Raw genomic sequence first — 20,053 nt, forward strand, 5'->3', positions numbered from 1 at the left:
AAAACGACCCGTCATGCTGCGGAGTACGGCAGGGGGAGAGGGTGAGGTGTATATCTCCCTTTCTCCTCTGCTCCAATGTTATTCAAAACGACCCGCCATGTTGCGGAGTACGGCAGGGGGAGAGGGTTAAAAAGCACTTTTAATATTTTAAACTCCTCCATTGCTGTGCCTCGTAGCATTACGGGGTGTGGCGTTAGCAATAGGGGAGGTGTCACGAAGTGACGGAGGGGTTGAAAACGCCATCGTATCAGTCTTTTTATACCGGATATATCTCTTTTTCCTCTACCGTGTCCCGTAGCACTACGGAGAACATTGTTAGCCATATAGGGAAATATACACGAACAATCTCCGTTAATTATCGACTGATATCCAAATAGGTCCATGTTAACTTGTAATAAAAAACGTCCAAATAAAATTTGGACGTTTTTTATAAATATTTATGGGTATGTTAGCCTTGTATGGCAGCTATACCCGGTAAAGTTTTGCCTTCGATGGCTTCGAGTAGAGCTCCACCTCCGGTTGATACATATGAAACTTTATCGGCCAATCCGAATTTATTTACGCAAGCCACAGAGTCGCCCCCGCCTACGAGAGAGAATGCTCCGTTTTTAGTTGCTTCTACAATGGCCTCTGCAACAGCACGGGAACCTGATGTAAAGTTATCGAATTCGAATACTCCTGTCGGACCGTTCCACAGAATAGTTTTCGATTTCTTGATTACGTCGGCGAACAGAGCTTCGGATTTAGGACCGATGTCCATACCTTCCCAACCATCGGGTATTTTATCGACATCACAGAAGTCGGTATTGGCATCGTTCGAGAAATCGTCGGCGATCTTGGCATCGACTGCTAAAACCAAATTTACATGGTTGGCTTTGGCCTTGTTGATGAGTTCGAGAGCTAAATCGAGTTTGTCGTCTTCACAGATGGAGTTACCGATTTTACCGCCCAATGCTTTGGTAAAAGTATAGGTCATACCACCGGCGATAATCAAGTTATCTACTTTGGTCAATAGATTTTCGATAATATCGATTTTCGAAGAAACTTTCGAACCACCCATAATAGCAGTGAAAGGACGAACCATCTCTTTCATTACTTTATCGACGGCGGCAACTTCTTTACCCATGAGGTATCCGAACATTTTGTTTTCGGGAGAGAAGTATTCTGCCATCAAGGCCGTAGAAGCATGAGCACGATGTGCCGTACCGAAGGCATCGTTTACATAAACATCTGCCAAGTCGGCGAGTTCTTTCGTAAATTCTTTTTGGCTGGCTTTGATCGCTTTTTTAGCAGCAGCTTTTTCTTCGTCGCTGGCATCTTCGGCCAATCCTCTGGGCTTTCCTTCCTCTTCGGCATGGAAACGCAAGTTTTCGAGAAGAAGAACTTCTCCGGGTTTTAATGCGGCTACGGCTGCTTTTACTTTATCGCCAACACATTCATCTACGAATTTTACTTCGGTTCCGAGCAATTCGCTCAAATGTGCAACGATATGACGCAAAGAGAATTTGTCTTCTGGACCTTTTTTGGGGCGTCCCAAGTGAGAACCGATGATGAGGCTACCGCCATCGGCCAATATTTTTTTCAGTGTAGGTAATGCTTTTACCATACGGGTGTCGTCGGTGATATTAAAGTTCTCGTCGAGAGGAACGTTAAAATCTACGCGGACAAATGCTTTCTTACCAGCAAAATTGTAATTGTCAAGTGTTTGCATATCGTTTAATATTTAGTATGTAACTCTTTTACTCTTTGGCAAATTTAGATAAAAATCGATTATCTTTTTACTATTAAATGCTATTTTCTCTAAAAATCAAAGTAGTCCCTTTGCGTGCAATAGATGTTCCATTTCATATTGTACTTTTAGAGCTTCTTCCCGGGCAGCTTCTGCGAATTTCTCGTCCGTGGCAGCATAGATGATCTTTCGGGAAGAGTTGACGAGTAAACCGCATTCGCGGTTCATGCCGTATCGAGCCACTTCTTCGAGGCTTCCACCTTGCGCTCCTACACCCGGAACTAAAAGGAAATTATGCGGAGCTATACGGCGTACGTCCTCGAATAGTTTTCCTTGTGTCGCTCCGACGACAAACATCAACTGTTCGTCTGAGGCCCAATTTTGAGCCGTGCGTATTACTTTTTCAAATAGCCGTTCGCCGTAAGAGTCTGCTGTCAATTGGAAGTCATAAGATCCTTTATTCGAAGTAAGTCCGAGCAGAATGACCCACTTGTCGGGATAGCCGAGAAAGGGTTTCACGCTGTCTTCTCCCATGTAAGGGGCTACGGTCACGGCATCTAAATCGAGGTGGCAGAAGAAGCTACGAGCATATAGCTCCGATGTGTTTCCTATGTCGCCACGTTTGGCATCGGCGATGATGAATTGGTCGGGGTAATTTTCCCGAATATAATTTACAGTCTTTTCAAAGGCGGCCCATCCTTGCATTCCTAAGCTCTCGTAAAAAGCCAGATTGGGCTTATAGGCCACGCAAAGATCGGCCGTAGCATCGATAATAGCTTTGTTAAAAGTGAAAATGGGGTCTTCTTCTTGTTTCAAGTGAGACGGTATCTTTTCCATATCGGTATCCAGACCAATGCAAAGGAAAGATTTTTTCCGTTTGATATTTTCAAATAATTGTTTCTTGTTCATGATATATGTGGATTATAGTTCGCTCTCTTTTAATCGTTCTGCATTCTCTGCCACGATTAAATGGTCTATACAATCTTGTATGTCTCCATTCATGAAGGCAGGTAAGTTATAGATCGTATAATTAATACGATGGTCGGTGATACGTCCCTGAGGATAATTGTAGGTGCGGATTTTGGCCGACCGGTCTCCGGTAGATACCATTGTTTTACGCCTGCTGGCGATGTCGTCTATGTATTTCTGGTGTTCTTTGTCGTAGATGAACGAGCGTAGACGAGAGAGTGCCCGTTCTTTGTTTTTAGGTTGGTCGCGGGTTTCGGTACATTCGATAAGAATTTCTTCGGAGACACCGGTGTTGGGATTCTTCCAAATATATCTTAACCGTACACCCGATTCTACTTTATTGACGTTTTGGCCTCCGGCTCCGCTCGACCGGAAAGTATCCCATTTTATTTCTCCTTCGTTTATTTCGACATCGAATTCTTCGGCTTCGGGCAATACAGCCACTGTTGCCGCAGAGGTGTGCACGCGGCCTTGTGTCTCGGTGGCAGGGACTCTTTGTACTCGGTGTACTCCTGATTCATATTTGAGTGTGCCGTATACATTATCACCCGATACTGTGAAAATGATTTCTTTGTATCCGCCGGACGCTCCCTCGCTGTAACTGCTGACTTCGGCTTTCCAACCTTTGGTTTCGCAATATTTAGCATACATGCGGAATAAGTCTCCCGCGAAAATGGCTGCTTCGTCTCCACCTGTTCCTCCCCGTATTTCTACGATGGCATTTTTGCTATCTTCGGGGTCGGCAGGAACCAACAGTAATTTTATTTCTTCTTCGAGTTGCGGCAATTGTGACGTGCAAGAATCGAGTTCCTCCTTTGCCATATCCCTCATTTCGGGATCGTTTTCGGTTTCGAGTAATCGGCGAGATTCTTCTATTCCGTTAAGTATTTGTTTGTATCGTTTGGCTGCCTCCGATATTTTTTCGAGGTCACGATATTCTTTGGTGAGTTTTACAAACCTTTTCATATCGCCGATAACGGCAGGGTCGGTAATCAAAGTTCCTATTTCTTCGAATCGGATAAGCAGTCCTTCCAACTTTTCCAATAGTGTAGTCTGTTCGCTCATTCGGCCTATTTTTGCTTTTGGGCAAAGATAAGAAATTTCGCCCGATTTATTTTAACAGAAGGATTGAAAAAGATGGCTCGGCATAGAACGATAGTTTTTGGAACCAAGTCTATGCCGAGCCACCCCACATACAGAGTAGTAGTTTAGGTATTAAACATACTTATCTATATAATGTTTGATGTTTATCCTTGCTTAACGTGGTTTAACTATAAAAATAGCCGAGAAAGGTACTCGGCTATTTTTATAGACTAAAACCAACGGACGTAGGCCAAATCTTGACGATGTGGCAGGTCTGGATTTTTGGGATACATTCGGAATGAATAGCGGAAGACCCCTGAATCGTTAAGTTGGTATTGTATTTTATAAGTTACTTTCGTTCCATCGGTTTGAACCGGTTCCATTTCGAGTGTCTTGTATGGCTCGGTGTTACCTTCTTCTACATTGGCTATGACTAGTTCTACACCCAAACAGTTGCCCAAGCCTTTATTATCCAAAACGACAGACATTTCGTATTCTTCACCTACGTGCGGATTATAAAGCAATCCGTCGGGTATGGATACGGAACAGATCTCGATATCGTTCCATTTGGATACAAATTCTTCTTTCCAAGCTGCGATTTCTTTGGCTTTGGCGAATTGGTCGGCTTTTAGTAATCGGGTACGTTTGCCTTCTTTCAGATAGAACCGGTCGATATAATCGTGCAGCATGCGTTCCATCGTGAACTCCGGTGCAATCTTCGCGATGGAATTCTTGATGTATTGTATCCATTCCGGGGAATATCCTTTGCTGTTTTTTGCGAAATAGAGGGGTACTATTTGATTTTCGAGCATGGAATAGATTGTCGCCGCATCGAGTTGATCTTGTTGGTTTTGGTCTTGGAAAGTTCTTTTATCGGTAAGTGCCCAGCCGGCTCCTTCTTTGTATCCTTCGTACCACCAGCCGTCTAATACGGAGAAGTTGAGTACTCCGTTCATTTCGGCTTTCTCGCCCGATGTACCGGAGGCTTCCAATGGACGGGTAGGGGTATTTAACCAAATATCGACACCGGAAATAAGCCGTTTGGCGACTTTCATGTCGTAATTTTCGAGGAAAATAATTTTACCGAGGAATTCGGGCATACGGGAAATTTCCACAATTCTTTTTATCAAACCCTGTCCGGCTCCGTCGGCGGGGTGAGCTTTCCCCGAGAAGATAAATTGTACCGGATAATTGGGGTTGTTGACTATTTTTGAGAGTCGTTCAAGGTCTGTGAATAACAGGTGTGCTCTTTTATAAGTGGCGAAACGACGAGCAAAACCGATCAGTAAAGCGTTCGGATTGATTTTTTCGAGGACCGAAACAATACGGGAAGGGTCTCCTTGATTCTTCAACCAAGTTTCACGAAAATCGTCTTTGACGAATTTAACGAATTTATTTTTTAAAGTTTGTCTGATGTTCCAGATGATTTCGTCGTCCACTTCGTAAATCTTTTCCCACATTTTGGGATCGGATTGATGGGACATGAATTCGGGACCGAAAGTCTTAACATAGAATTCTTTCCATTCCGAAGCAGCCCACGTGGGCATGTGTACACCGTTGGTGACATATCCGACATGCAATTCGTCGGGGCTATATCCTTTCCAAATGGGCTGGAACATTTTCTGTGAAACTTTACCGTGCAACCAGCTTACCCCGTTTACTTCTTGACAAGAATTGCAAGCGAATACACTCATTGAGAATTTTTCGTTTGTATCGGGATTTTCTCGTCCCATATTCATCAGGTCTTTCCACTCTATCCCTAATTTGGCCGGAAATTCTCCCATGTATTTCCCGAAAAGAGATTCATCGAAATAGTCATGACCTGCGGGAACAGGGGTGTGTACGGTATAAAGAGAAGACGACCGTACTACTTCGAGAGCTTCGTTAAATTTTAAGTGGTCGTTTTGTACGTAGTCTACCAATCTCTGTACATTCAGTAATGCCGCATGGCCTTCGTTACAATGGTATAGGTCGGTTTTGATTCCCAATTTATTCAACATTAAGATACCGCCGATTCCTAGTAAATATTCTTGTTTCATGCGGTTTTCCCAGTCGCCGCCGTAGAGCTGGTAAGTGATAGGACGATCCCATTCGCTATTCGTATCGAGGTCGGTGTCGAGCAGGTATAATTTGATTCGACCGACATTTACTCTCCAAATGTGGGCATAGACGATTCGTCCCGGGTAGGGAACTTCGAGAACCATCGGTTTGCCGTCTTGTTCGGTTAATTGCTCGATGGGTAGTTGATTGAAATTCTGGGCTTCATAGTTGGCGATTTGCTGCCCGTCCATCGACAGAGTTTGAGTGAAATATCCGTATCGGTATAGGAATCCTACGGCTGTCATATCGATATTACTGTCACTTGCTTCTTTTAAGTAGTCTCCTGCTAAGATACCTAACCCTCCCGAATAGATTTTCAGAACGTGGCTCAATCCATACTCCATACTGAAATAAGAAATGGAAGGAACGTCTTTTCGTTTTTCTACTTGTAGATATTTCTCGAACTTGTCATACACATCTTGAATGTTGCGCATGATTTGTTTGTCTTTGGTTATTTCTTCGAGCTTTTCGTAACCAATGCGTTGTAGGAATAAAACGGGGTTTTCATGAACCGATTTCCATAAATCTTTATCGATCGATTTGAAAAGGTTTATGGCTTCATTATTCCATGACCACCATAGGTTTTTAGCTAATATTTCTAAGCATTTCAAATCTGTCGGGACTTGTGATTTAACAGTTATATCCCGCCAATTAGGAGTGTTTGTATTGCTTACTTGTACTTTCATAATTGAAATATATTATAAGTTTATTATTTTCGTAATGCTGCTTTTTTCAGAGCCAAGTGGAATGCTTGTGTATAATATTCTATAAAATGTTTCCATTCGGCTTCGAGTGAAACGTTCGTGGCCGCTTGTCCTATTTTTGCTCGTTGAGCTTTCCCGCAGTGGCTGAGGGCGAGGATAGAGTCGGCTAAATCTTCCGATACTTCTACAAAATTCAAATCTCCCCGATGCAAAACTTTTACACCCGATTTCTCTAAACCCTGTTCCTTTCGGCTGTTTATCCATTGCCCGAACCCTGATAAATCGGTAGTGATCGTGGGTATTCCGAACGCAATGCTTTCCAAAGGTGTATATCCCCACGGTTCGTAATATGATGGAAAAGCCGTAGCATCTAATCCTATTAACAAATCGTAGTACGAAAGGTTGGCAATTCCGTCTTTCCCGGTGAGGTAGGACGGCAGGAAGATAACTTTCAATCGGCTTCCAGCTTCGTTATCTAAATTTAAATAATGTATCTGATTAACCACACTGTCTTGATCGTAATTGTGAAGCGTGTGGGTGATGAAGGGAGCGGGAAGGGGCGTTGCCTCATAGGTAGCGGATTGAAGCCTGTTTTGTAAGTCAATTCTCGGACCTTCCACCCAAGCCGGGACTAAAATAAACGCTACTATTTCTCTTTCTAAATCAGGACTTTTTGAGACTCTTTTAACCGCATCGATAAAGAGGTCTATCCCTTTGTTTTTATATTCGTAACGTCCCGATGTGGCGATCAAGAAAGCATTTTTTTGCGGTCGCTCCCCTGTCAATGCTTCGACAATATCACATAACCGTTTACGGGATAGGTTACGTTTGGTTGAGTATGATTCTTCCGCCGGAACAAAATCCCTCTCAAATCCATTCGGGGTGACGATGTCGGGTGTTCGTTCTAGTAATTGAGAACATTCTTTTGCCGTAATGTCGCTTACTGTTGTGAAACAATCTGCTTCGTGGGCTGCACTTTTTTCTAAGGAGTGTTTCGATACCATGTTCAACTCTTCGGCCATCTGATCTCCGTTGTAACCGGCTAAATAGTCATATAGAGGTTTCCCATTTCCTGCAATAGAACGACCGATAGATGTCGCATGAGTTGTGAAAAGCGTCGCGATTTGCGGTAAAGTGTACTTTACGTGAAGTAGTCCCATACCTGTGGTCCATTCATCGAAATGGGCGACGACCTTAAATTTTTCACCCTGTATGAACTTGTAAAAACTTTCGATAACCACAGCCGACGCATAGGAGAATATACACGATTCGTCATAGTCTCCGTAAGCTGGTAAAGAGTTTACCCCATACCGGTTCCACATTTCACCATATAAATCGTTTTTATAAGGATATAATGATTTGAAATCGACTAATATGACGATAGGTCTGCCCGGTATATCCCACCGACCTATCTTTACTTTCATATTTTGGGGTAAAGAGGCTTGTTTATGCCAGTCTTTCAGAAGAGTTTTGGATCTGATAAAATAGGGACACGGTTTATCTCCCCAGATATCCGGTCCTATGAAAATAATTCTATCTTTATATAGTTTTTGGAGCGTTCTTGCTTTTGTGGAAAGAACGGTATATATGCCGCCCACTTTATTGCAAACCTCCCAACTTACTTCAAATATATAATCAGGTATAAGTTGCTTTTCCATGATTACTATAATAATATTATACTATTGTTTTGCAATAGAGCGAACAAAGTTACAACAAATATTTTGTAACTCAGTGATAAAAAATGTTTTTTAGAATCGGGTGATTTGTCATATTTAGTGAATTGAGATTGTATATTTCTTAGGTAAAAAAGGGAATCTTTTTGGGAAACTTCGAGAAATAGGATTATATTTGTCTGACAAACTTAAAAAGAAAAAGTTATGGCTAATAAGAGAACTTTGAAGAAAGAGATTAATTACGTTGCCGGAGAATTGTTATCGGAATGTCTGTGTAATAAATATCTTATACCGGGTACTGATGCCGAAAAGGTAGATGCATTGATGGGAAAGATTATCGGTATCCAAGATGATTTTTTATGTCGAGTAGGGGCTAATGGAGATAAAGATCCCAAGAAAGTAAAAGTTTATTACCGAAAGCTCCGTGCCGACTTCGATAAAGCAATAGATGAGATTTTTGAAGATTTGGCGGCTCTAAATGCTTGATAAATAATATGAAGAGGGCAATCAGCTCTTTTATATTAAGACTTTTCGGGTGGACGGTGGTGGTTGATGTCCCCGATTATCCGAAGTGTGTTATCTGTGTGGCTCCCCATACCAGTAATTGGGACTTTTTCATAGGGAAATTGGCTTATCTTTCTATCGGTCGTTACGCTGGATTCATGATGAAAAAAGAGTGGTTTTTCCCTCCTTTGGGAAGTCTCTTGAAGTCGATGGGCGGGGTTCCTGTAAGTAGGGATAGGCATACCGATATGGTGTCGCAACTTGTTGAGATTTTCAAATCTCGAAAGCGTTTTTCCATAGCGATAACCCCGGAGGCTACCCGCAAGGCGAATGCCGATTGGAAGAAAGGCTTTTATTATATAGCGAGAGATGCCGAGGTTCCTATTGTATTGGCCTATATCGATTATAAGGATAAGGAGGTGGGCATAAAGAAAGTTTTTATGCCGACGGGAGATGTGGAAAAAGACATGCGCATGATAAAGTCTTATTATAAAAGTTTTCATGCACGACGACCCGAAAATTTTGTTACCGGATTGTAGTATTCATATAAGGGGCAGAATTCGTTTATTCTGCCCTTTTTTAGTTTCAGTAGTATGGGTGATGTTTTGAGAGTTTCGTTGATACAGACCGATATTGTTTGGGAGGATAAAAGAGCTAATTTAGACAAGTATGCCACAATCCTTTCCCATATAACGGGAGACTGCGATTTGGTGGTTTTTCCCGAGATGTTTACGACCGGTTTTTCCATGCGTGCGGAAGATTTGGCAGAGTGTATCGATGGAGAAACTATTACCGAGGTAAAGAAATGGTCTCGAAATTATAATGTGGCGATAGCCGGTAGTTTTATTGCTCGGGCTGGTAATGTTTGTTTTAATAGGGGATTTTTTATCGAGCCCGATGGATCGGAACACTATTATGATAAGAGACATTTATTCCGAATGGGAGAAGAAGGTCGTCATTTTGTCTCAGGGTCGGAAAAGCTTATAGTAAATTATAGAGGCTGGAATATTTGTTTGCTCGTTTGTTATGATTTGCGTTTTCCCGTTTGGTGTAGAAATGTAGGTAACGAATATGATTTGCTGTTATTTGTGGCAAATTGGCCTCAATCCCGTTCGTATGCTTGGAGAAATTTGTTAATAGCCCGGGCTATCGAAAATGCGGCTTATGTTTGTGGCGTGAACAGAATCGGGCAAGACGAAACATCGATGGTTTATAGAGGAGATACGATGGCAATAGGGGTTAAAGGCGAAGTTATCGCAGAATCAGAACCGTTTGTGCCCCAAGTAGTAAATGTGGAATTGGATTTATCTAAATTAAAGTCTTTTCGGGAAAAGTTCCCGGTTTGGAAAGATGCCGATGAATTTGTGTTGAAAAAATAACGAATTATTTTTTCAACACAAAAAAGAAAGGCAGAGACTCTCCCGAGCCACTGCCAGAATTATCGTGTGTAATTTATGAAAGCTGAATAGAGATTTTACTCCTTTTTATGTCGTTGTTTGCACTTCCAGATAGTACCTTTGTTTTCTGCATTTTCAAAAAACTTTTTTACGGCTTCTCGTTTGTGTGGAGGTATCAGCCCTCCGAATTTTAAACAAATGTTACCTTCTTGGTCGTAAACGACGGTCGTGTTTTTGTCGAACGCTCTGGGAGTAGTCGCAAAAACGGCGTAGTAGTTTTTCCCGTCTTTTTCATAAAGAGTTATTTGGCATTCTCTTTTCTCGAATTCTTTTTTCCGTTTTTTCAGCCACGATATTTCATCGACCGGATTGTTGTGTTTTGGGGTTCTTTCCACAATATATTTATTACCGGTACAGGAAAATAGTAATAGCCCACAAAAGACAAGAATGAGGTATCGAGAGTTTTTCATAATGTTTTTTATGCCTTATAACGTATCCATTTTATCATTTCTTTGTAGCTGGGCTTTTTGCCATACATGAGTATTCCCACCCGGTATATTCTTCCGGCTATCCACGCCAGTCCGATGGCAGAACCGTAGAGGATAATCATCGATACTATCAACTCCCATGTAGATACCCCAAAGGGGATTCTTACCATCATGACGATGGGGGAGGTAAACGGTATCATCGAACACCACATGGCTAACGGTCCGTCGGGATTCTCGGCACTGAATATGCCTGCATATAGGGCGAAGATGATAATAAAGGTAATGGGAACCATAAATTGTTGCGTATCCGACTCATTATCGACTGCCGATCCTATGGCTGCGAATAAGGAAGCATACAGAATATAACCTCCGATAAAGAATAATACGAAACATATGAGCAACTGGGTGAGATTGATACTTCCCAGCATGTTTTGGATTTCTTGCATGGCTCCCATTTTTCCTGTGAGTTGAGCTGCATCTACACCGTTCATGTTCCCTGCGACGGCGGTCATGTTTTCGATATTGGCCGTATCCATACCACCGCTAAAAGAGAAAATCGCTCCCGCAGACAAAAATATCCCGATGATAAAAAGAATCCAAATGCCCAGTTGGGTGAGGCCTACCAGTCCGATACTGGTGATTTTGCCGATCATCAGCTCGAAAGGTTTTACCGATGAAACCATTACTTCCACAATTCGGTTGGTTTTTTCCTGCATGACACTCGACATGACTTGGCCTCCGTAGAGCATGAGAAACATATATATGATCAGTGTCATGGCCATACCGATAACCATGACCATTTCTGATGAGGTTTGTGTTTCGGCGCCGTCTTCTTCCAAGCGTATAGTGTCGACATGTAGGTTTATGTCGGAATCGTCTATGATTTGTTTGATATTAGGAATATTATATGACAATAATTTCTCGTTTTTCAAAAACTCTTCCATTTGCGACGTGATCATCGACTCGCAGCTGTTCGTTATTTGCTTTTGAGAGTAGATGGTCATACCTTTGGGATTGTTCAACAGATTATCTTTGATAATAATGTAAGCATAGGGTTGGGATTCTTCGGCTCGCATTTCCGCCGGGTTGAGTATTCCCTGCGTATAGGTGAACTGGTATTCTTCGGAGTTTTCGTAAATATTCTTGTAAAGACCGGTTTGGTCTATAATGGCTATTTGTCTGACTTCATCGCTCGATAGTTGTGCGAGCCAAATAGGTGCGAATATCAAGGCGACCATGACAATCGGTGAGAGTATCGTCATTAAGATGAACGATTTTTTTTGGACGCGAGTCAGATATTCGCGTTCTATAATAAGAGATATTTTACTCATAATATTCAGATTTACTTGATGTTTGTATTTTCTTTAAGAGCCGATTCTCCCACGGTTTCAATAAAAATTTCGTTCATGGTGGGCAGAATCTCTTCAAATCCCGATAACTGGCATTGTAGCGTGAGCAGGGAGATGAGTTCGTTGTTGCTCATTTGGGCATTTCGTTTACGCAGTGTATATGTAAAATTGGCGTGTCGTTCTTTTGTCTCCAATATTTCATATAGATCGTTGCTTTGCAGATTCCCTCGTTGTACTTCGATTTTGAAGAGATGTTTTTTGTGCTGTTCGCGAATATTGTTTATTTCGCCTTGTAAGACGACATGCGAACGATTGATGAGGCTGATCTCGTCGCAGAGCTCTTCGACAGATCCCATATTGTGGGTAGAGAATATGATCGTAGCGCCTTTGTCTCTCATTTCGAGAATTTCTTGTTTCAACAGATTGGCATTGACGGGGTCGAAACCACTGAACGGCTCGTCAAAAATCAGTAGTTTGGGGTTATGCATAACGGTAGTGATAAATTGTATTTTCTGTTGCATACCTTTTGAGAGCTCTTCTATTTTTTTCTTTTCCCAACCTTTTATGTCGAATTTGTTCAGCCAATATTTCATGCCTTCTTTGGCATCGTTTTTCGATAATCCTTTCAATTGAGCCAAGTATAAAATTTGTTCTCCTACCTTCATCTTTTTGTAGAGTCCACGTTCTTCGGGTAGGTAACCGATGTGTTCCACATCTGAGGGGTGTAAAGGGCGCCCTTTTATTAAAACTTCGCCTTCGTCGGGTGCTGTAATTTGGTTGATAATACGGATTAACGTTGTTTTCCCGGCTCCATTGGGGCCTAATAGTCCGTAAATGCCGTTTTCGGGAACATGTACGGTAACATTGTCGAGAGCCCGATGAGAAGCATATTGTTTAACAATGTGGTTGGCTTCGAGGTAATACATAGCTTTAATTTGAATAATAGGTGTGTTATTGACGGAACAAAGGAATATATAAAATTTTAATTATACAATAAAAATGATAAAATTTTATTGTTTTTCGATAAATAAATATTGAATTGTATATATTATTTAGGAGAAATAATGCGATCTCCTATTTGTTTGGCCAAAGTGGTTCTCAATTGATTTAATTCTACATTCTGTTCCATTAGTTCGATTATCTTTTCATTATCTTTATTTTGTGTGGCTTCTTTTATTTTTTCCTGTATTTGTTTGATCGTCTGTTCGAGAATAGCATTTTTTAATTCATAAATAGCTCGCGGAATGAGTTCCCATAGTCTATCGGATTCGGTCTCTACTTTTTGATACTTGGTGTGTACTTTACTCAACTGGTATTTATCGCTGACTAAATCTACGGCTAATAAACTTATTTGAGTGTCGGGGTAGGTCGTAAAATAACGTTCGAGAAAATTGCTTTCGAAAGTTTGTAACTCTTCTTCCATTTGCTCGGTTATATTTTCTCGTGCTTCGGCCTCCTTTCTTTGTTTGTCGGTAATATCGCCGTTTTCTAAACGAATTTGTTCGATTATCTTATTTATTTGGTCTTGGACTTTCGGTAATAGCTCTTGTCGCAAAGAAGAGACTTGCTGCGCAACGTGTTCGCGCTGTTGGGAAGCCAGTTCTATAATATGTTTATAGAGAGGGTTGCTGAATGCGATATTATCGATCGCGAGTTCTTCGACAATATACTCCCATACTTTTTGCCAAGTACCCGTGGCCGTTTCGAATAAATCACGGTAACCATATCGTACGACGTAACGGATTAATTCTCGTTCATATTTATCTAAGGGTGATCTATTTTCTCTTTTTGACGATAAAGAGGTAGGGGTAGGGAGGGGGATATTTTTATCTGTTTCCGGTATTTCTGATGAGACAGGTGTTGCACCCTCTGCGTCGGAGACTTGATTTACAGATATATTATTTCCAAAAGAGTCCTGGATCACAGCCGGTCTCACCGTCTGCGATTGGGAAGATTGATATCGGTCTCGGGTAGATTGTTGTTCTGCCCGTTGTTGTCGCATTTTGTTCAATTCGAATAAAAGGACTTGTTCGTCGATTTGTAATAACCGACTGCATTCTTGCACGTAAACCGATCTTACAATGGTATCGGGTATAAGTGAAATACTTTGTACGATATTCGAAATGATACCGGCCCGTTTTATAGGGTCTTCTCCGGCATCTTCCAATAGTAATTGAGTTTTGAATCGGATAAAATCCGTTTCATGTGATTTTATATATTGGGTAAATGATTCGGCACTTTGGCTTTTGGAGAAAGAGTCGGGGTCTTCGCCATCGGGAAGTAAGACGACCTTGATGTTAAGTCCCTCTTGAAGTATCAGGTCTATACCTCGCAGTGACGCTTTTATGCCCGGAGCATCACCATCGTATAGAACTGTGATGTTTTCGGTAAATCGATGTATCAATCGTATTTGTCCGGGAGTCAATGCGGTTCCTGAGGAGGCTACGACATTTTCAATGCCGGATTGATGCATGGATAATACGTCGGTATATCCTTCTACCAGATAACAACATTTCTCTTTTTCGATAGCTCGTTTAGCTTGGAAAATACCGTATAGTTCATTACTCTTGTGATAAATGTCCGATTCGGGAGAATTGAAATATTTACTGATTTTTACACCCGATTTGAGAATTCGGCCTCCGAATGCGACGACTTTCCCCGACACACTATATACTGGAAACATCACTCTTCCGGCAAACAGGTCGTAAATACGGTTGTTTTGACCTTCACGGCAAAGCCCTGTTTTTAATAAATAATCGGTTTTGTAACCTTGTTTCTTAGCTTCTTGTGCAAGTGCATCTCGCTTTTCAGGAGAGTAGCCCAATCCGAATTTTCGAATAATATCTTCATTAAAGCCTCTTTCTCTGAAATAGGCTAACCCCACAGTGCGTCCCTCTTCGTTTTCTAATAGCGATTTACTGAAAAAATTTTGAGCGAAAGCGTTGATGATAAACATACTTTCGCGGTCGCTTCTTTTCTGTTTTTCCTCATCGGTCAACTCTTTCTCATGAATTTCGATATTGTATTTTTTCGCTAAATATTTCAGTGCTTCGTAATACGATAGTTGCTCATGTTCCATAATGAAATGGATCGCACTACCTCCTTTGCCGCAACTGAAACATTTACAAACACCTTTGGATTGAGATACGCTGAACGAAGGGGTTTTATCATCATGAAACGGACACAACCCCCAATAATTAGCACCTCTCTTACGTAGACTTACGAAGTCTGATACTACCTCTACGATATCGGTAGCGGCCATAATTCTATCGATGGTTGCTTGGTCTATCATTCCTTTTTTCTTTTTCTCCACGAAGATAGTTATTTCTTTGCGATAATAATTGGGGTGATTTATATTTTTCAAACAGGAGTAAATTATAGAAATAAAATGTTTTTTATTGAATGAATTTTACTAAAAATATTTGTTCAATAACTAAATAATGTTAGCTGTTGAATCTTTTTGAAGCAAAACCTTGCTGTCGTATTAGAAAATTCATACATTTGCAATGTGTTTTTCATAGTATTAGATTTAAGGTTAATGAAGATTGGTTGTCGTGAGACAACCTTTCCTTTTTTAAACCCTTTCGTTTTTCTTTATTCCTTTGTTGATATTTAATGGGAGTTGTCGGTGTATACGAATAGCTGGTGAGATACGCATGATATTCGTTGTATAAGAAGAACTGGGTTTCAGAAATCCTTATGTCCCTCGACTTATTTTGTTTTTATTGAATATAAATATATATATATTTTATTTTTTTGTTATAAAGTTGTACTAGTTCTTTAATATTATTATATTTGTAAAGAGTTTATTCAATGGAAGTAATAATTTTAAAGAAAACAGTATGAAAAAATTTACTTTTTGTGTGGCCTTTGTGGCTTTATCGGTAAGTGCAGGGCTGGCTCGGTCGCCATTTGTGTTGAGTGATGCAGTTCCTGCGGAGTGCATGTCGATGGAAAAGGTGGATATGCCTATGATGAACAGAGCTATCTCCAAACCGGCTTCTGCCTTGAAATTTGATTTTGTAAAAGAGAATCGAAAACATCTGATGAAAAAAGATGCACAAATTGCTGCGTTAGCTGCACCGGAAGCTCTACCTGCAACGAATGTATCGGATGTCGGATTTGTAGCGAATTGGAACACGGTTTCCGGGGCGAATTATTATTCGGTACAAACTTACAGGCATTTTACGACTACGCAAGATGTTGATTATATTTCCTTGTATGAGGATTTTTATTTTGCAGAAGCTGTTCCGGAGGAGTTTACCAATTATCTTGATGGCTATACCTACCGTTGGGACTGGATTCTTTTTTATGGAAAGATAGGGGATCAGTCTATTATATTCCCTCAAACTTCTTCTAAGGGGCAGACTGAATTACAAACTCCGGAGATGGATTTTAGCGGTGAGGGTGAAAATGAAACTGTTTATTTCGGTATTACGGCCGAAGGTGCTGTGGGTGATAAAATAGGGATTGGCTATTACTATATAGATGCTGATGGGAATGATCAATCTATGTCATTTGGAACAATTTCTTTTGAAGAGACGACATTGGAGGGTATGTATAAGGTAGAAGTGCCGTCAAGCGAGTCTGCCGGATTTTATTTGTATACTGTTGGGGCAATGCAGAATACAGGCGATGTGAAATTAAAGACTTTTTTGGTATCGCGAGATTTCACTGCGGGTACTGAATTTATGGAGGTGTATGATTATCGACAAACTCCCGAGACTTCTGCCACTTTCTTTACCATAGAAAAAGATATCGAGACAGAAGGTGTTGTCGATGAGTTTGCATATGCTGTGATAGCTCTTGATGTAAATATGCAAACCGGAAATGTTAATGACAACTCAGATCCGTCCGAAATTATTTTCGTTGGTGAATCCAGCGCTGTTGAGGGATTGAAGGCCAGCAGAGAAAAGATCTTTATACACGACAAGTTGCACGTCGTATTGGATAAACCGGAAACGGTGAGTGTATATAATATGGCTGGTGTATTGGTTGCTTCTTATGAGGGGGGCGAAGGCGACAATGAGTTTTCGTTGTCCGCTTCCGGAGTCTATATCGTAAAGGCCGGTAATACGATTGCCAAAGTAATGAAGTAAGATTGAGTTTGATTAAATATAAAGAAAGGCTTCCTGCGTTACGGGAAGCCTTTCTTTATGGTAGATGGTGTTTAGAATTCCCGGGCACACTCTTGCAGAATTTCCGAAAGGGTGGGGTGTGCATGTATCATTTCTTTTAATTGGGCTACGGTCGTTTCTCTGTTCATGAGGGCAGATACTTCCTGCACTAAATCGGCTGCATGAGCTCCGAATATATGTGCTCCTATGATTTTTCCGTTTTCATCGGCTATGAGTTTGCACAGACCGTTAGGCTCTCCCATACTGATGGCTTTTCCATTGGCTCGGAACAAAGTTTTTTTTACCGTGAACGGTACGCCGCGTTGTTTGCATTCCTCTTCGGTGAGTCCCACCATACCGGCTTCTGGACGAGTGAAAACAGCCGCAGGAATGATGTCGAGCTTTATTCTATTGTCGATACCGAGAATGTGGTCGATTACTTTGCGACCTTGAAAAGATGCGGCGTGGGCAAGCATGCAATGACCGTTTACATCTCCTATGGCATAGATCCCGGGGATATTGGTTCGGAGCGTATCGTCGGTTTCGATTCCTTTGGGCGAATATCGTATACCGGCATTATCCAGCCCTATGCTCTCTACTCTTGGGCTTCGACCTACGGCAATCAGGACGATGTCGGCCTCGGTGGAGCATTCTTTACCTTTGTGGGTGTAGTGCACGAGCAGTTGTGCTCCGCTTCGTTCAATCGATTCGACGGCAGCTTGGTTGTAAAATTCGATACCCCGTTTGGATAGTACTTGTTTCAGACGCTTACTGATGTCGCTGTCGAAGTTGGGAAGAATTTCTTTGGCGTATTCGAGCATGGTGACCGTGCTGCCGAAACTACGGAAGATAGAGGCGAATTCGAGCCCGATGACTCCGGCTCCAATGATACACAGTTTTTGGGGAATATGGTCGATGTCGAGCATTTCGGTCGAAGTGAGTACGCCGGGTAGGTCACAACCTTCGATCGGAGGTCTTTTGGCTGTCGAGCCGGTAGCGATGAGTATGTGTGCGGCGGTATATTTCTCACCCGATTCCGATATTACCGTATGTGCATCGAACAGTTCGGCACGTTCGGAAATGTAGGTGATAAGTTTGTGCTTCAATAGAAATTCTATGCCCGATGTCAGTTGGGCGACAACCTCGTTTTTCCGTTCCATGATACGTCGGAAATCGATTGTCGGGGCAGAAACATGGAATCCCCATGTATCGCAATCGGTTATTGTATCGGCTATTTCGGCGCTACGGCAAAGGCATTTTGTAGGAATACAGCCTTCGTGGAGGCAGGTTCCCCCTGCTTTCCGCTGTTCGAACAAGGTTACACTCAGCCCCTTTTTCGCTGCGTATACGGCCGTTTCGTAACCTCCGGGGCCGGCTCCGATGATGATGACATCGCTGTTCATACTTGAATTTTATAAAAAATCGGAGAGGAGAAAGAGGTTTGTCTCTTTCTTGGTCTCCGATAGTTGAATATTATGATTGTTTTTGTAAATCTTTGAATCGTAAAATCGGATTTTTCGCCGCTGTGGTTTCGTCGAGCCTTCTCACCGGAGTGGAGTGGGGCGCGCTTTTTACCAAATCGGGGTTTTCGATCGCTTCGTGGGCGACCGTGCGCATCACCTCTATAAACTCGTCGAGAGTCTCTTTCGATTCCGTTTCGGTCGGTTCGATCATAATCGACTGATGGAACAACAAGGGGAAATAGATCGTGGGCGCATGGTAACCGTAGTCTAGCAGTCGTTTGGCGATGTCCAATGTAGTCACTCCTGTGGACTTGTCGAGCAATCCGTCGAATACGAATTCATGTTTACAGATGCCTTCGATGGGCAGATAGTAACAGTCTTTCAGCGATTCTTTTACGTAGTTCGCATTTAATGTCGCTAATTCTCCCACGTGTTTTATCTGTTCTTTTCCCAGTGACAGGATATAGGCGTATGCTCGCATCATCACTCCGAAGTTCCCGAAGAATCCCGAAATGCGCCCCATACTGTCGCTTCCTCCTTCGATGGAGTATTTGTCACCTTTTTTAATGATTCTTGGGCGGGGCAAATAATCGACGAGTGCAGGGGCAACGCCTACGGGACCACTGCCGGGGCCGCCTCCTCCGTGAGGGGTGGAAAAGGTTTTATGCAAATTGATGTGCATAATGTCGAAACCCATGTCGCCGGGACGGCAACGCCCCAACAAGGGATTGAGGTTCGCTCCGTCGTAGTAGAGTAGGCCTCCGCAACCATGTACCAATTCGGCAATTTGGGGTATCTCTTTCTCGAAAATACCCAATGTGTTGGGGTTGGTCATCATGATACCGGCTATCGTATCGTCGAGCAACGGTTCGAGTTTCGTAACATCTATCGTACCTTCGGGCGTGGAAGGAACTTCGACAATCTCCAATCCACACACTGCCGCACTGGCGGGATTTGTACCGTGGGCACTGTCGGGGACGATTACTTTGGTGCGCTTTAAGTCTCCTCGCTTGATGTGGTATTGTCTCATCAACATTAGACCGGTCAATTCACCGTGGGCTCCGGCAAATGGATTTAGTGTAAATTCTGCCAGACCTGAAATCTCGGATAGAACATGAGCCAATTCGTAATAAAGACGTAAAGCCCCTTGTATGGAATTTTCGGATTGTAATGGGTGCAATGCCGTGAACGATTCCATAGAAGCCATTTCTTCATTGATTTTGGGATTGTATTTCATCGTACAAGAACCCAATGGATAGAACCCGGTTTCAACTCCGAAATTTTTATTGGAGACGTTGGTATAATGACGCACGACATCGAGTTCGCTCACTTCGGGGAGTTCGGCCTCCGTCCCTCTGCGCAAAGATTGCGGGAGGTCGGTTAAGGAATAGTTCCCGAAGTCGGATTGTTGCAGGGAATACCCTATGCGTCCCGGTTTTGAAATTTCAAAAATCAGCTTATCGTAGTATTTCATGGC

General features: G+C 42.2%; 15 protein-coding genes. 4 read left to right on the forward strand and 11 right to left on the reverse strand.

Going from position 1 to position 20,053, the window contains the following annotated elements; all coding sequences use genetic code 11:
* Window positions 1-448: 448 nt before the first annotated feature.
* The 5 genes from HMPREF9448_RS07075 to HMPREF9448_RS07095 form a co-directional block, all read right to left on the reverse strand.
* On the reverse strand, window positions 449-1,711 hold the full coding sequence (locus tag HMPREF9448_RS07075; protein ID WP_008861907.1) for a phosphoglycerate kinase: 1,263 nt from the start codon (window positions 1,709-1,711) through the stop codon (window positions 449-451).
* Between the two features lie 96 nt (window positions 1,712-1,807).
* Window positions 1,808-2,638 carry an orotidine-5'-phosphate decarboxylase gene (gene pyrF / locus HMPREF9448_RS07080; protein ID WP_008861908.1) on the reverse strand — a complete coding sequence of 277 codons (831 nt, stop codon included), beginning with the start codon at window positions 2,636-2,638 and terminating at the stop codon, window positions 1,808-1,810.
* A gap of 12 nt (window positions 2,639-2,650) precedes the next feature.
* On the reverse strand, window positions 2,651-3,763 hold the full coding sequence (gene prfA, locus HMPREF9448_RS07085) for a peptide chain release factor 1 (RefSeq protein WP_008861909.1): 1,113 nt from the start codon (window positions 3,761-3,763) through the stop codon (window positions 2,651-2,653).
* Window positions 3,764-4,011: 248 nt separating this feature from the next.
* A complete protein-coding gene (gene glgP / locus HMPREF9448_RS07090) occupies window positions 4,012-6,567 on the reverse strand; it encodes an alpha-glucan family phosphorylase (protein ID WP_008861910.1) in 2,556 nt (851 codons plus the stop codon).
* A gap of 23 nt (window positions 6,568-6,590) precedes the next feature.
* Entirely contained in the window at window positions 6,591-8,243 is a 1,653-nt protein-coding gene (locus HMPREF9448_RS07095) for a glycosyltransferase (protein WP_008861911.1), read from the reverse strand.
* A 219-nt stretch (window positions 8,244-8,462) separates the two neighbouring features.
* Here HMPREF9448_RS07095 and HMPREF9448_RS07100 point away from each other — a divergent pair, with 219 nt between their 5' ends.
* From HMPREF9448_RS07100 to HMPREF9448_RS07110, 3 genes are read left to right on the forward strand one after another with little or no spacing between them, the layout of a single operon-like run.
* The gene (locus HMPREF9448_RS07100) at window positions 8,463-8,744 is read left to right on the forward strand and encodes a hypothetical protein (RefSeq protein WP_008861912.1); all 282 of its coding nucleotides are present in this window, start codon (window positions 8,463-8,465) and stop codon (window positions 8,742-8,744) included.
* Between the two features lie 8 nt (window positions 8,745-8,752).
* Entirely contained in the window at window positions 8,753-9,301 is a 549-nt protein-coding gene (locus HMPREF9448_RS07105) for a lysophospholipid acyltransferase family protein (RefSeq protein ID WP_008861913.1), read from the forward strand.
* A 54-nt stretch (window positions 9,302-9,355) separates the two neighbouring features.
* Window positions 9,356-10,141, forward strand: a complete 786-nt coding sequence (locus HMPREF9448_RS07110; RefSeq protein ID WP_008861914.1) for an amidohydrolase — start codon at window positions 9,356-9,358, stop codon at window positions 10,139-10,141.
* Window positions 10,142-10,236: 95 nt separating this feature from the next.
* Here HMPREF9448_RS07110 and HMPREF9448_RS07115 read toward each other — a convergent pair whose 3' ends face one another.
* From HMPREF9448_RS07115 to dnaG, 4 genes are all read right to left on the reverse strand, one after another.
* Entirely contained in the window at window positions 10,237-10,554 is a 318-nt protein-coding gene (locus HMPREF9448_RS07115; RefSeq protein WP_157260353.1) for a hypothetical protein, read from the reverse strand.
* Window positions 10,555-10,637: 83 nt separating this feature from the next.
* Window positions 10,638-11,978: an ABC transporter permease gene (locus HMPREF9448_RS07120; protein WP_008861916.1), complete on the reverse strand. Its 1,341-nt coding sequence runs from the start codon at window positions 11,976-11,978 to the stop codon at window positions 10,638-10,640.
* Between the two features lie 11 nt (window positions 11,979-11,989).
* Window positions 11,990-12,922, reverse strand: coding sequence for an ABC transporter ATP-binding protein (locus HMPREF9448_RS07125; RefSeq protein WP_008861917.1), 933 nt, complete (start codon window positions 12,920-12,922; stop codon window positions 11,990-11,992).
* A 122-nt stretch (window positions 12,923-13,044) separates the two neighbouring features.
* Window positions 13,045-15,288, reverse strand: coding sequence for a DNA primase (gene dnaG, locus HMPREF9448_RS07130; protein ID WP_040296107.1), 2,244 nt, complete (start codon window positions 15,286-15,288; stop codon window positions 13,045-13,047).
* 550 nt (window positions 15,289-15,838) lie between these two features.
* Between dnaG and HMPREF9448_RS07135 the strand changes: the two genes are divergently transcribed.
* Window positions 15,839-17,095 (forward strand): Por secretion system sorting domain-containing protein, encoded by a 1,257-nt coding sequence (locus HMPREF9448_RS07135; RefSeq protein ID WP_008861919.1) that lies wholly within the window; start codon window positions 15,839-15,841, stop codon window positions 17,093-17,095.
* A gap of 71 nt (window positions 17,096-17,166) precedes the next feature.
* Here HMPREF9448_RS07135 and lpdA read toward each other — a convergent pair whose 3' ends face one another.
* Both lpdA and gcvPB read right to left on the reverse strand, forming a co-directional pair.
* On the reverse strand, window positions 17,167-18,516 hold the full coding sequence (gene lpdA / locus HMPREF9448_RS07140) for a dihydrolipoyl dehydrogenase (RefSeq protein ID WP_008861920.1): 1,350 nt from the start codon (window positions 18,514-18,516) through the stop codon (window positions 17,167-17,169).
* Window positions 18,517-18,586: 70 nt separating this feature from the next.
* A complete protein-coding gene (gene gcvPB / locus HMPREF9448_RS07145; RefSeq protein ID WP_008861921.1) occupies window positions 18,587-20,050 on the reverse strand; it encodes an aminomethyl-transferring glycine dehydrogenase subunit GcvPB in 1,464 nt (487 codons plus the stop codon).
* Window positions 20,051-20,053 lie beyond the last annotated feature (3 nt).

It is taken from the genome of Barnesiella intestinihominis YIT 11860 (assembly GCF_000296465.1).
Classification (GTDB): domain Bacteria; phylum Bacteroidota; class Bacteroidia; order Bacteroidales; family Barnesiellaceae; genus Barnesiella; species Barnesiella intestinihominis.